11 protein-coding genes and 1 riboswitch are annotated in these 12653 nt (G+C 68.3%); of the genes, 9 read left to right on the plus strand and 2 right to left on the minus strand.

What is annotated here, in order from left to right:
- Positions 1–57: 57 nt before the first annotated feature.
- Positions 58–1434, minus strand: a complete 1377-nt coding sequence (locus PYR72_RS35290; protein ID WP_275459064.1) for a cysteine desulfurase/sulfurtransferase TusA family protein — start codon at positions 1432–1434, stop codon at positions 58–60.
- A 337-nt stretch (positions 1435–1771) separates the two neighbouring features.
- Between PYR72_RS35290 and coxB the strand changes: the two genes are divergently transcribed.
- The 4 genes from coxB (at position 1772) to PYR72_RS35310 (ending at position 6230) form a co-directional block, all read left to right on the plus strand.
- Positions 1772–2707, plus strand: a complete 936-nt coding sequence (coxB, locus tag PYR72_RS35295) for a cytochrome c oxidase subunit II (RefSeq protein WP_275460606.1) — start codon at positions 1772–1774, stop codon at positions 2705–2707.
- Complete coding sequence (ctaD, locus tag PYR72_RS35300) at positions 2704–4443, plus strand: cytochrome c oxidase subunit I (protein ID WP_275459065.1); 1740 nt, start codon at positions 2704–2706, stop codon at positions 4441–4443. Before coxB ends, ctaD begins: the two co-directional genes overlap by 4 nt.
- Positions 4440–4838, plus strand: coding sequence for a cytochrome c oxidase subunit 4 (locus PYR72_RS35305; protein WP_275459066.1), 399 nt, complete (start codon positions 4440–4442; stop codon positions 4836–4838). The genes ctaD and PYR72_RS35305 overlap by 4 nt, the downstream gene beginning before the upstream one ends.
- Positions 4839–4982: 144 nt before the next feature.
- The gene (locus PYR72_RS35310; RefSeq protein WP_275459067.1) at positions 4983–6230 is read left to right on the plus strand and encodes an Ig-like domain-containing protein; all 1248 of its coding nucleotides are present in this window, start codon (positions 4983–4985) and stop codon (positions 6228–6230) included.
- Between the two features lie 25 nt (positions 6231–6255).
- On the opposite strand, the gene PYR72_RS35315 is transcribed toward PYR72_RS35310, so the two are convergent.
- The gene (locus PYR72_RS35315; protein WP_037727918.1) at positions 6256–6657 is read right to left on the minus strand and encodes a hypothetical protein; all 402 of its coding nucleotides are present in this window, start codon (positions 6655–6657) and stop codon (positions 6256–6258) included.
- A 145-nt stretch (positions 6658–6802) separates the two neighbouring features.
- On the opposite strand from PYR72_RS35315, the gene PYR72_RS35320 reads away from it, so the two are divergent.
- From PYR72_RS35320 to trpD, 5 genes are all read left to right on the plus strand, one after another.
- On the plus strand, positions 6803–7423 hold the full coding sequence (locus tag PYR72_RS35320; RefSeq protein ID WP_037727920.1) for a heme-copper oxidase subunit III: 621 nt from the start codon (positions 6803–6805) through the stop codon (positions 7421–7423).
- A 98-nt stretch (positions 7424–7521) separates the two neighbouring features.
- On the plus strand, positions 7522–8331 hold the full coding sequence (locus tag PYR72_RS35325) for a c-type cytochrome (protein WP_275459068.1): 810 nt from the start codon (positions 7522–7524) through the stop codon (positions 8329–8331).
- A complete protein-coding gene (locus tag PYR72_RS35330; protein WP_275459069.1) occupies positions 8328–9383 on the plus strand; it encodes a Rieske 2Fe-2S domain-containing protein in 1056 nt (351 codons plus the stop codon). Before PYR72_RS35325 ends, PYR72_RS35330 begins: the two co-directional genes overlap by 4 nt.
- Positions 9380–11020 (plus strand): cytochrome bc complex cytochrome b subunit, encoded by a 1641-nt coding sequence (locus tag PYR72_RS35335; protein ID WP_275459070.1) that lies wholly within the window; start codon positions 9380–9382, stop codon positions 11018–11020. Before PYR72_RS35330 ends, PYR72_RS35335 begins: the two co-directional genes overlap by 4 nt.
- Positions 11021–11154: 134 nt before the next feature.
- Positions 11155–12219: an anthranilate phosphoribosyltransferase gene (trpD, locus tag PYR72_RS35340; protein ID WP_275459071.1), complete on the plus strand. Its 1065-nt coding sequence runs from the start codon at positions 11155–11157 to the stop codon at positions 12217–12219.
- A gap of 270 nt (positions 12220–12489) precedes the next feature.
- Positions 12490–12605, plus strand: a riboswitch (SAM riboswitch).
- Positions 12606–12653 lie beyond the last annotated feature (48 nt).

Here is a 12653-nt window from a genome sequence, read left to right on the forward strand (position 1 = left end):
ACCGGACGGGCCGGGCGGCCCGCGCCCCCGGCTTTCCCAGGGGCGCGGGCCGCCCCGCTAGCCCACCCGGCGCACCACGTACGCCGAACCCCGCTCCGCCGGTTCCTCCCCCAGGTACTCCTGGCCCCGCATCTCGCACCACGCCGGGATGTCCAGCCGGGCCGCCTCGTCGTCGGACAGGACGCGGACCGTGCCGCCGACCGGGACGTCCCCGATCACCTTGGCCAGCTCGATGACGGGGATCGGGCACCGTTTGCCGAGGGCGTCCACCACCAGGACGTCCTCGTGCACCACGGCCGCGGGGGCCGGTGCCCCCAGCTTCTCCCGGACCGCCGCGACGGCCCCCGGCAGCACCGCCAGGAACCGCTCGACGTCCGCCTCCGCCGCCCCCGCCGGCAGCGACACCCGCACGTTCCCCTCGCTCAGCACCCCCATGGCCCGCAGCACATGGCTGGGCGTCAGCGTGCTGCTCGTGCAGGAGGACCCGGAGGAGACGGAGAAACCCTCGCGGTCCAGCTCGTGGAGCAAGGTCTCCCCGTCGACATAGAGACAGGAGAAGGTGACCACCCCGGGCAGCCGGTGCTCCGGGTCGCCGACCACCTCCACATCGGGCACCAGCGACGGCACCCGGGCATGGATCCGTTCCGTCAACTCCCGCAGCCGTACCGCCTCCGCGTCCGCCTCCGCCCGTACGGCCCGCAGCGAGGCGGCGGCCGCCACGATCGCCGGGATGTTCTCGAACCCGGCGGCCCGCCCCGACTCCCGTTCGTCGGCGGGCCCTTGCGCCGCGAAGCGCACCCCCTTGCGCACCACGAGCAGGCCGACCCCGGACGGGCCGCCCCATTTGTGCGCACTGGCGGTCAGCGCCGACCAGTCACCGTCCACCCGGCCCCACCCGAGCGACTGCGCCGCGTCCACCAGCAACGGCACGCCCGCCTCCCGGCACGCCCGCGCGACCTCGGCCACCGGCTGCTCGGTCCCCACCTCGTGGTTGGCCGACTGCAGACACGCCAGCGCCGTGTCGGGGCGCAGGGCCTCGGCGTAGGAGGAAGCGGCCACCGACCCGGTACGGGCCACCGCCACCCGGGTGACCGTCCCGCCGTCGGCCTCGTGCGTCTCCGCCGCGTGCAGCACCGACGAGTGTTCGACGGACGACACGATCAGGTGGCGCCCCACCCGCCGCCGCCCGGCCAGCATTCCCGCGATCCCCGTGTGCACCGCCCGGGTCCCCGACGAGGTGAAGACCAGTTCGTCGGCCCGGCATCCGACCGCCTCGGCGGCCGCCTCGCGTGCCGCGTCGAGCAGCAGCCGGGCCCGCCGCCCCTCCCGGTAGAGCCGTGCGGGATCGGCCCACCCCTCGTCCAGCGAAGCCATCAGCGCCTGCCGGGCGACGGGATGAAGGGGAGCGGAGGATGCAGAGTCGAAGTACGCCACACCTCCACGCTATAAGCAGGGCTGCCCCCAGAGGGGCGCGGGGAACTGCGCGAACGACCACGACGCACCGCACCCGCCAAATCACCCGAACTACCGAGCTATTAGGCGCCCGGCGTAACCCACGGAGTGTTGGGCACCCCCTCCCCGCGCGACCCCAAAACGCGTCCAGTAGGGTTTGGTCCGCATAAACATCCAAACCCCTGCCCGTCGCAGGGCGGCGACCGACCAGCGAGAAGGCCGCAGCCATACCGCGCGGGCGAGACTCTCGGGAAGGCGCTACGTGAGTCCCAACGGCTCCGACCTCCCCCGCTGCCTGAAGGGCGCGGGCGGTACCCCCATGCCGCGGCGCCCGATGCGGCGGAGGCTGCTGCAGGCGATGACCGCAGGCCTGGTCCTGGCGACCGCCACCGGTTGCACATGGGAGGACTTCCCCCGCCTGGGTATGCCCACCCCGACCACGGAAGAGGCTCCGCGGATCCTCTCCCTGTGGCAGGGGTCGTGGGCGGCCGCGCTCGCCACGGGCGTGCTGGTGTGGGGCCTGATCCTGTGGAGTGCTTTCTTCCACCGGCGCAGCCGCACCAAGGTCGAAGTTCCCCCGCAGACCCGGTACAACATGCCCATCGAGGCGCTGTACACGGTCGTCCCGCTGATCATCGTCTCGGTGCTGTTCTACTTCACCGCCCGTGACGAGTCGAAGCTGCTCGACACGTCCAAGAAGCCCGACCTCACGGTCAACGTGGTGGGCTTCCAGTGGAGCTGGTGCTTCAACTACATCGAGAACGTCGAAGGCTCCACCGGCGACGCGGCCACCGACAAGAACCTGGCCGCGATCCCGAACCGGTACAAGAAGGACTTCCCGGCGAACGCCGGCGGCGTCTACACCTGCGGCATTCCCGGCGACAAGAACCCGCAGACCGGCAACCCGGGCCCGACGCTCTGGCTCCCGAAGGGCAAGACGGTCCGCTTCGTCCTGACCTCGCGTGACGTCATCCACTCCTTCTGGGTGGTGCCGTTCCTCATGAAGCAGGACGTCATCCCGGGCCACACCAACGCCTTCCAGGTGACCCCCAACCAGGAGGGCACCTTCCTGGGCAAGTGCGCCGAGCTCTGCGGCGTGGACCACTCGCGGATGCTCTTCAACGTGAAGGTCGTCTCCCAGGAGCGCTACGAGGAGCACCTCAAGTCGCTCGTGGAGAAGGGGCAGACCGGTTACGTCCCGGCCGGCATCGAGCAGACGCAGCACGAGAAGAACCGGGAGACGAACGTACTGTGAGCATCCTCAACGAACCTCAGGGTGCCGAGGGGGCGGGTTCCCACTACGAGGACGAGCTCCCGGTCCGGCGCCAGCGGCGTGGTGAGGTCGTCGTCAAGTGGCTGACGACGACCGACCACAAGACGATCGGCACGCTGTACCTGGTCACGTCGTTCGCGTTCTTCTGCATCGGCGGAGTCATGGCGCTCTTCATGCGCGCCGAGCTCGCCCGCCCGGGCACGCAGATCATGTCGAACGAGCAGTTCAACCAGGCGTTCACGATGCACGGCACGATCATGCTGCTGATGTTCGCGACGCCGCTGTTCGCCGGATTCGCGAACTGGATCATGCCGCTGCAGATCGGCGCGCCCGACGTGGCGTTCCCGCGGCTGAACATGTTCGCGTACTGGCTGTACCTCTTCGGCTCGCTCATCGCGGTCGGTGGCTTCCTCACCCCGCAGGGCGCGGCCGACTTCGGCTGGTTCGCCTACAGCCCGCTGTCGGACGCGGTCCGCAGCCCGGGCATCGGCGCCGACATGTGGATCATGGGTCTGGCCTTCTCCGGCTTCGGCACGATCCTCGGCTCGGTCAACTTCATCACCACGATCATCTGCATGCGCGCGCCCGGCATGACCATGTTCCGCATGCCGATCTTCGTGTGGAACGTGCTGCTGACCGGTGTCCTGGTCCTGCTCGCCTTCCCGGTCCTCGCGGCCGCGCTGTTCGCCCTGGAGGCGGACCGCAAGTTCGGCGCGCACGTCTTCGACGCGGCCAACGGCGGCGCATTGCTGTGGCAACACCTCTTCTGGTTCTTCGGCCACCCAGAGGTGTACATCATCGCCCTGCCGTTCTTCGGCATCATCTCCGAGGTCATCCCGGTCTTCTCCCGTAAGCCGATGTTCGGCTACATGGGCCTGATCGGCGCGACCATCGCGATCGCCGGCCTCTCGGTGACGGTGTGGGCGCACCACATGTACGTCACCGGCGGCGTGCTCCTCCCGTTCTTCTCCTTCATGACGTTCCTCATCGCCGTCCCCACAGGCGTGAAGTTCTTCAACTGGATCGGAACGATGTGGAAGGGCTCGCTGTCCTTCGAGACACCGATGCTCTGGGCCACCGGCTTCCTGATCACCTTCACCTTCGGTGGTCTGACCGGCGTCATCCTGGCCTCGCCGCCGATGGACTTCCACGTCTCGGACTCGTACTTCGTGGTGGCCCACTTCCACTACGTGGTGTTCGGCACCGTGGTCTTCGCGATGTTCTCCGGCTTCCACTTCTGGTGGCCGAAGATGACGGGCAAGATGCTCGACGAGCGCCTCGGCAAGATCACCTTCTGGACGCTGTTCATCGGCTTCCACGGCACGTTCCTCGTCCAGCACTGGCTGGGCGCCGAGGGCATGCCGCGTCGTTACGCGGACTACCTCGCGGCCGACGGGTTCACCGCGCTGAACACGATCTCCACGATCGCCTCGTTCGTCCTCGGTCTGTCGATCCTGCCGTTCCTCTACAACGTGTGGAAGACGGCCAAGTACGGCAAGAAGATCGAGGTCGACGACCCGTGGGGTTACGGCCGTTCGCTGGAGTGGGCGACCTCCTGCCCGCCGCCCCGGCACAACTTCCTCACCCTGCCGCGGATCCGCAGTGAATCCCCGGCGTTCGACCTGCACCACCCGGAGATCGCCGCGCTCGAACAGCTCGCGCACGGCGGCCCGGCGGCAGGCGAGCTCGCTGCCAGCGGCAAGGAGGCCGGCAAGTGAAGGTCCAAGGCAAGATGTTCATCTGGCTGAGCGTCTTCGTCCTCGCCATGGCGATCGTCTATGGCGTGTGGTCGAAGGAGCCGGCCGGTACCACGGCGCTCTTCCTGGCCTTCGGCCTGTGCATCATGGTCGGCTACTACCTGGCCTTCACGGCCCGGCGGGTCGACGTGGGCGCGCAGGACGACAAGGAGGCCGACGTCGCGGACGACTCCGGTGAGATCGGGTTCTTCAGCCCGCACAGCTGGCAGCCCCTCGCCCTCGGCGTGGGCGGCGCGCTCGCCTTCATGGGCGTCGTCTTCGGCTGGTGGCTGCTGTACTTCTCCACCCCGATCATCCTGATCGGTCTGTGGGGCTGGGTCTTCGAGTACTACCGCGGCGAGAACCAGAACCAGTGACACCGCGCCCGTAGCACGCGCAGAGCGGACGGAAGCCCGGACACTCCGACAGGAGGTCCGGGCTTCCCCCTTTTGCCACGCCGTCCGTCGCTCGGTCGGGTCACCCGGCGCGCCACGCTTGACGGGCGTTCCTACGGTGAACTCATGAGCACATCACCCCGTAACCGCACGGTCGCCGGCTGCACCCTGTTGGTGGTCTCCCTGGGAGCGGGCGTCACCGCCTGTGGTTCCGGTGGCCACCCGCTCTCGGGCACGCCCTACGACGCGGCCGACCAGGTCTCCTTCAACACCCCGACCGGCCAGGGCGAGAAGGCCGACCCCGACAGGCCGCTGGAGATCACCGCGAAGGACGACGGCCGCATCACCGACGTCACCGCCGTGGACGCCGCAGGACGCTATGTGGCGGGCGAACTCTCCGAGGACGGAGACCGCTGGCACTCCACCTCGCCGCTCGCCGCCAACGCCCGCTACACGGTCCGCGTGAGCACCGAGGACGAGGACGGCGCCCCCGGCCGCGAGACCGTCGCCTTCGCCACCGGCCGCCCCCTCACCAAGAAGCGCCTGAACGTCACCTTCGGACCGAAGGAGGGCAGGTACGGCGTCGGCCAGCCCGTCACCGCCGAACTGAGCCGGCCCGTCAAGGACAGGGCCGCCAGGGCCGTCGTCGAACGCGCCCTGAAGGTGGACTCCACCCCCGCGGCGGAGGGCGCCTGGCACTGGGTGGACGACAAGAAGCTCCACTTCCGCCCCAAGGACTACTGGCCCGCCGACGCCACCATCCGGGTGCACAGCAACCTGGAGGGCCTCAAGATAGGCGACCGGCTCTGGGGCGGGAGGGCCGAGCCCATCCAGCTCACCACCGGCGCCAAGATAGTCGCCGTCACGGACGCCGCCTCGCACCAGATGACCGTCTACAAGAACGACGAGGTCATCAAGCAGATACCGGTCACCACCGGCATGCCGGGCTACGACACCCGCAACGGGGTCAAGGTCGTCCTGGCCAAGGAAGGCACCGTCCGCATGACCAGCGCCAGCATAGGCGCGTCGGACTTCTACGACCTGACCGTGCACCACTCCGTCAGGGTCACCAACAGCGGCGAGTACGTCCACGCCGCCCCCTGGTCGACCGGGTCCCAGGGATACGCGAACGTCAGCCACGGCTGCACCGGCATGAGCATGGGCAACGCCGAGTGGTTCTACGACACCATCAACGAGGGCGACATCGTCGAGGTCGTCAACTCGGCCGGCGACACCATGGCCCCCTTCGGCAACGGCTACGGCGACTGGAACCTCGACTGGAAGAACTGGCGCGAGGGCAGCGCCCTGGTCGGCGGCACCGCCGAGGTGCCCGCCCCCCAGGTCCAGGCCCGCCTGAGACCCGAGTCGGTGTAGCGGCGGGCCCGTCCCCGAAAGCCGGCTAGGCGCTCAGCGCCCGCTTCCCGCGGAGCAGCGACGCCAGCGCCGACGCGAACTCCACCGGCTCCACCGGCAGCGTCACCGCCGCGTCCGCCCTGCTCCACGTCGCCAGCCACGCGTCCTGCGGCCGTCCGATCAGTACCAGCGAGGGCGGGCACTCGAAGATCTCGTCCTTGATCTGCCGGCACACGCCCATGCCCCCCATGGGCACGGCCTCACCGTCCAGGACGCAGACGTCGATCCCGCCCCTGTCCAGCTCCTTGATGACGGCGGCGGGGGTCGCGCACTCGATGAACTCCACGGCCGGCACATCCGGAGCGGGGCGGCGACCGGTCGCGAGCCGCACCTGCTCCCGGGTGTTGGAGTCGTCGCTGTAGACCAGCACCGTGGCGGTCGGCTGCATTGTTCCTCCGTGACGTCAGCGTCTTTAAGGACAGGCCCGATGCGCGGATGCTACTCCCTCGAAGACCACGTCAGCACCGGTACGGAAGGGAGCAACACTCCGAACGGCACCCCCCGGAGTGAGGGCGGGATAAGCGACCGACATAATGTCGGTCGTGGCGACAGCAACGACAGTAGAAACCGGGCACGCGCACCCGTCGGTCAACCGGCCGAACCTCACCAGCGTCGGAACCATCATCTGGTTGAGTTCCGAGTTGATGTTCTTCGCGGCCCTCTTCGCGATGTACTTCACCCTGCGATCGGTGACCGGTCCGGAGTTCTGGCACGAGAAGGCCAGCACCCTGAACTTCCCGTTCTCGGCGACCAACACCACGATCCTGGTGCTCTCCTCCCTCACCTGCCAGCTCGGTGTGTTCGCCGCCGAGCGCGGGGACGTGAAGAAGCTCCGGATGTGGTTCATCGTCACGTTCGTGATGGGTGCGATCTTCATCGGCGGTCAGGTCTTCGAGTACACCGAGCTGGTCAAGCACGAGGGCCTGTCGCTCTCGTCCGACCCGTACGGCTCGGTGTTCTACCTGACCACCGGCTTCCACGGCCTGCACGTGACGGGCGGTCTCATCGCCTTCCTGCTGGTCCTCGGACGCACCTACGCGGCGAAGAGGTTCACCCACGAGCAGGCGACCGCGGCCATCGTCGTGTCCTACTACTGGCACTTCGTCGATGTCGTCTGGATCGGCCTGTTCGCCACGATCTACATGATCAAGTAGACCGGGCGGCCGGGCCGGGCGGACCGTACGCCTGCCTCGAACCGAGAACGACCCTTCCAGAAGCACCGACGCAGAAGATCCTGACACCGGGGTAATCCGTGAAAAAGCTCTCCGCACGACGACGCCATCCGCTGGCGGCGGTCGTCGTCCTATTCATCGCGTTGGCGGCCTGCGCGGGGCTGTACACCGCCTTCGCCCCCGCGGACAAGGCGCAGGCCGATGAAACCGCCCAGACCCTCACCATCGAGGAGGGCAAGAAGCTCTACGCCGTAGGCTGCGCCAGCTGCCACGGCACCGGCGGTCAGGGCACCTCCGACGGTCCCTCCCTGGTGGGTGTGGGCGCGGCGGCGGTCGACTTCCAGGTCGGCACCGGCCGTATGCCGGCCCAGCAGCCGGGCGCGCAGATCCCGAAGAAGAAGGTCATCTACTCGCAGGCCGAGATCGACCAGCTCGCGGCGTTCATCTCGTCGCTGGGCGCCGGTCCGGAGATCCCGACCGAGAACGAGTACGACCCCGAGGGCGCGGACATCGCCGAGGGCGGCGAGCTGTTCCGCACCAACTGCGCGCAGTGCCACAACTTCACCGGCAAGGGTGGTGCGCTGTCCGAGGGCAAGTACGCGCCGAGCCTTGAGGGTGTCGACCCGAAGCACATCTACGAGGCCATGCAGACGGGCCCGCAGAACATGCCGTCCTTCCCCGACACCACGCTGTCGGAGGAGAACAAGAAGGACATCATCGCGTACCTCGACGCGGTCAACGGCGACGAAACCGTGGAGCCCGGTGGCCTCAGCCTCGGCGGACTCGGCCCGGTCAGCGAAGGTCTCTTCGGCTGGGTGTTCGGGCTCGGCGCGCTGATCGCCGTCGCCGTCTGGGTCGCCGCTCGGACCGCAAAGGCCAAGAAGTCATGAGTAGCCAAGAGATTCCAGAAGAGAACCTGCCCACCGAGCAGGACGCGCACGGCGCGGTCCAGGTCGCGGACGAGAAGAACCCCTTCGCGGACCCCGGCCTCCCGCCCCACGAGCACCGGGTCCAGGACATCGACGAGCGGGCCGCGAAGCGGTCCGAGCGCACGGTCGCCCTGCTGTTCACGGTGTCGATGCTGGCCACCGTCGCCTTCATCGCCTCGTACCTGGTGATCGACGTTGACAAGTCGATCTACGTCTGGCCGATCGGTCACATCAGCGCGCTGAACTTCGCGCTGGGGATGACGCTGGGCCTGTCGCTGTTCTGCATCGGCGCGGGCGCGGTCCACTGGGCCCGCACGCTGATGTCGGACGAGGAGATCGCCGACGAGCGCCACCCGATCGAGGCCTCCCCCGAGGTCAAGGCGAAGGTCCTGGCGGACTTCAAGCAGGGCGCCAAGGAGTCCGCGCTCGGCCGCCGCAAGCTGATCCGCAACACGATGTTCGGCGCGCTGTCCCTGTTCCCGCTCTCCGGTGTCTTCCTGCTCGGCGGTCTGGGCCCGGCGCCCGGCACCAAGCTGCGGCACACCACCTGGGCCAAGGGCAAGAAGCTCGTCAACATGAACACCAACGAGCCGCTGCGCCCGTCGGACGTCGCGGTCGGGTCGCTGACCTTCGCCATGCCGGACGGCCTGAGCGAGCACGACCACGACTTCCAGAAGAACATCGCCAAGGACGCCCTGATGATCGTCCGGATCCAGCCGGGCGACATCAAGGACAAGCGCGAGCTGGAGTGGTCGCACGAGGGCATCGTGGCGTACTCGAAGATCTGCACCCACGTGGGCTGCCCGATCTCCCTGTACGAGCAGCAGACGCACCACGTGCTCTGCCCTTGCCACCAGTCCACCTTCGACCTCGCCGACGGCGGACGGGTCATCTTCGGCCCCGCGGGTCACGCGTTGCCTCAGCTGAGGATCACCGTCGGTGAAGACGGCTACCTCGAAGCGGTCGGCGACTTCGAAGAGCCCGTCGGTCCTGCCTTCTGGGAGCGCGGATGAGTACTACGAACACCACCGGTTCGCGCGACAAGCGCGAGAAGGCACCGGCCGGCGAGCGCGTCGCCGACTGGGCCGACGGCCGGCTCGGGATCTACTCCCTGGCCAAGGCCAACATGCGCAAGATCTTCCCCGACCACTGGTCGTTCATGCTGGGCGAGATCTGCATGTACAGCTTCATCATCATCATCCTCACGGGTGTGTACCTGACGCTGTTCTTCCACCCGTCGATGAACGAGGTGGAGTACCACGGCAGCTACGTCCCGCTGCAGGGCCAGCTGATGTCCGAGGCGTTCAACTCGACCATGCACATCTCCTTCGAGGTGCGCGGTGGTCTGCTGATCCGCCAGATCCACCACTGGGCCGCGCTGGTCTTCCTCGCCGGCATGTTCGTGCACATGATGCGCGTGTTCTTCACGGGCGCGTTCCGCAAGCCGCGTGAGGTCAACTGGCTGTTCGGCTTCCTGCTGTTCGTCCTCGGCATGTTCACCGGCTTCACCGGTTACTCGCTCCCGGACGACCTGCTCTCCGGCACCGGTGTCCGCTTCATGGAGGGCGCGGTCCTGTCCGTGCCGATCGTCGGCACGTACCTGTCGTTCTTCCTCTTCGGCGGGGAGTTCCCGGGCGGGGACTTCGTGGCCCGGTTCTACTCGGTCCACATCCTGCTGCTGCCGGGCATCATGCTGGGCCTGATGGTGGCGCACCTGATCCTGGTCTTCTACCACAAGCACACCCAGTTCGCGGGCCCCGGAAAGACGAACAACAACGTCGTCGGCATGCCGCTGCTCCCGGTGTACATGGCGAAGGCCGGCGGCTTCTTCTTCCTGGTCTTCGGCGTCATCGCGGTCATCTCCGCGATCGCCACGATCAACCCGATCTGGACCATGGGCCCCTACCGGCCGGACCAGGTGTCCACCGGCGCCCAGCCCGACTGGTACATGGGCTTCTCCGAGGGCCTGATCCGTGTCATGCCGGGCTGGGAGATCAACTTCTGGGGTCACACGCTGGTCCTGGGCGTCTTCATCCCGCTGGTGATCTTCCCGCTGGTCCTGGTCGCGATCGCGGTCTACCCGTTCATCGAGTCCTGGGTCACCGGCGACAAGCGCGAGCACCACATCCTGGACCGCCCGCGCAACGCGCCGACCCGTACGGCCTTCGGCGTCGCGTGGATCACCTGGTACATGGTCCTGCTGATCGGTGGTGGAAACGACCTCTGGGCGACCCACTTCCACCTGTCGATCAACTCGATCACCTGGTTCGTCCGGATCGCGTTCTTCGTGGCCCCGGTCCTCGCGTTCGTCGTCACCAAGCGCATCTGCCTCGGCCTGCAGCGCCGGGACAAGGACAAGGTGCTGCACGGTCGCGAGACCGGCATCATCAAGCGCCTGCCGCACGGTGAGTTCATCGAGGTCCACGAGCCGCTCAGCCAGGAGCAGCTGCACACGCTCACGGCGCACGAGCAGTACGCGCCGGCCGAGATCGGTGCCGCGGTCGACGAGAACGGTGTCGCCCGCAAGGTCTCGCGCCTGGAGAAGGCCCGCGTCAAGCTGAGCAAGGGCTACTACGGCGAGGACAACCAGATCGCCAAGCCCACCGTCGAGGAGTACAAGGAGATCACGAGCGGCCACGGCCACCACTGATCGTCCCGCTTCGCCACACCACGGTCGAAGGGCCCCCGTCCGATCTTCGGACGGGGGCCCTTCGCCGTGCCCGGGGCTGGATAGGGTGGGGTTCACCTTCTTCCACGTCTCGTCTACGACACCCAGGAGCGGCTATGAGCGCTGTGACCCCCGCTGGAGGCGACACCGCGGCGGGCCGTTCCTGGCCGGCGGTCCTGAACGCGCTGCTCTCCGGACACGACCAGGACGCCGGTGCCACCTTCTGGGCGATGGACCAGATCATGCGCGGCGAGGCGACGGACGCGCAGATCGCCGGGTTCGTGGTGGCGCTGCGGGCCAAGGGGGAGACCGTCGACGAGATCACCGGTCTCGTCGACGCGCTGTACCAGCACGCCAACGTGATCGAGGTGGCCGGGGAGACCGTCGACATCGTCGGCACGGGCGGGGACGGGGCCAAGACGGTCAACATCTCCACGATGTCCTCGATCGTCGTCGCCGGTACGGGCGCGAAGGTCGTCAAGCACGGCAACCGGGCCGCGTCCTCGGCGTCCGGGGCCTCCGACGTCCTGGAGAAGTTGGGCGTCAATCTGGAGCTGACGCCGAAGCGGGTGGCCGAGGTCGCGGAGGAGGCCGGGATCACCTTCTGCTTCGCGGTGAAGTTCCATCCGGCGCTGCGTCATGTGGCGGCCGCGCGTGGGCAGTTGGGCATCCGTACGGTCTTCAACGCGCTCGGGCCGCTGGCGAACCCGGCGAAGGTGCGGGCCCAGGCGGTCGGGGTCGCCGACCCCCGGATGGCGCCCATCATGGCCGGTGTCTTCGCCGGACGCGGCAACTCCTCGCTGGTCTTCCGCGGCGACGACGGACTCGACGAGCTGACGACCACGGCGACCTCACGGGTGTGGGTCGTCCGGGACGGCAAGGTCACCGAGGAGGCGTTCGACCCGCGCGAGGTGGGCCTGGAGCTGGTGCCCGTGGAGGCGCTGCGGGGGGCCGACGCCTCGTACAACGCGGATGTCGCGCGGCGGCTGCTGGGCGGGGAGACCGGGCCCGTGCGGGACGCGGTGCTGCTGAACTCGGCGGCCGCGTTGGTGGCGTTGGAGCCGACGTCCGCGCCGCTGGCGGAGCAGTTGAGGGGCGGGATGGCCAGGGCCGCGGAGTCCATCGACTCCGGGGCGGCCCGGCAGGCTCTCGAGCGGTGGGTCGCGGCGACGAACAGGTAGTCGGTCGGGTACGGGTGAGTGGGGGCTGGTCGCGCAGTTCCCCGCGCCCCTGAAAAGCAGGGGCTGCGCCCCGTGCTTTTCAGGCCCGCAGGCCGTTGCTTTTCAGGCCCGCAGGGCCTGGGCTTTTAGGGGCGCGGAGAACTGCGCGAGAAGCCCCACGCACCCGCACCCGACAACGAACCGAGCCGCCCCCGAGCCCCAAGGCGCACCCGTCCCGGAATCCGGACAAGAGTTGCGGCGCGGCGATCACCTCGCGTACGTTCTGGTCCAGGTCATGAGTGACAGCCCATAGCCCCGGCTGGCTGTCCGGCAACCCTCCTTCCGTGGCGGGGTGCCCCGGGTGAAGACCGGGCCGTAGGCAGCGAGGTCTACGGCAAGCGCGGCTTCGAGGGAGTTCTTCCGTGAGCAAGCGAATGCGATAGGGCCGCCGAGCC

The organism is Streptomyces sp. VNUA24, assembly GCF_029167005.1.
GTDB classification, from domain to species: Bacteria; Actinomycetota; Actinomycetes; order Streptomycetales; family Streptomycetaceae; genus Streptomyces; species Streptomyces scabiei.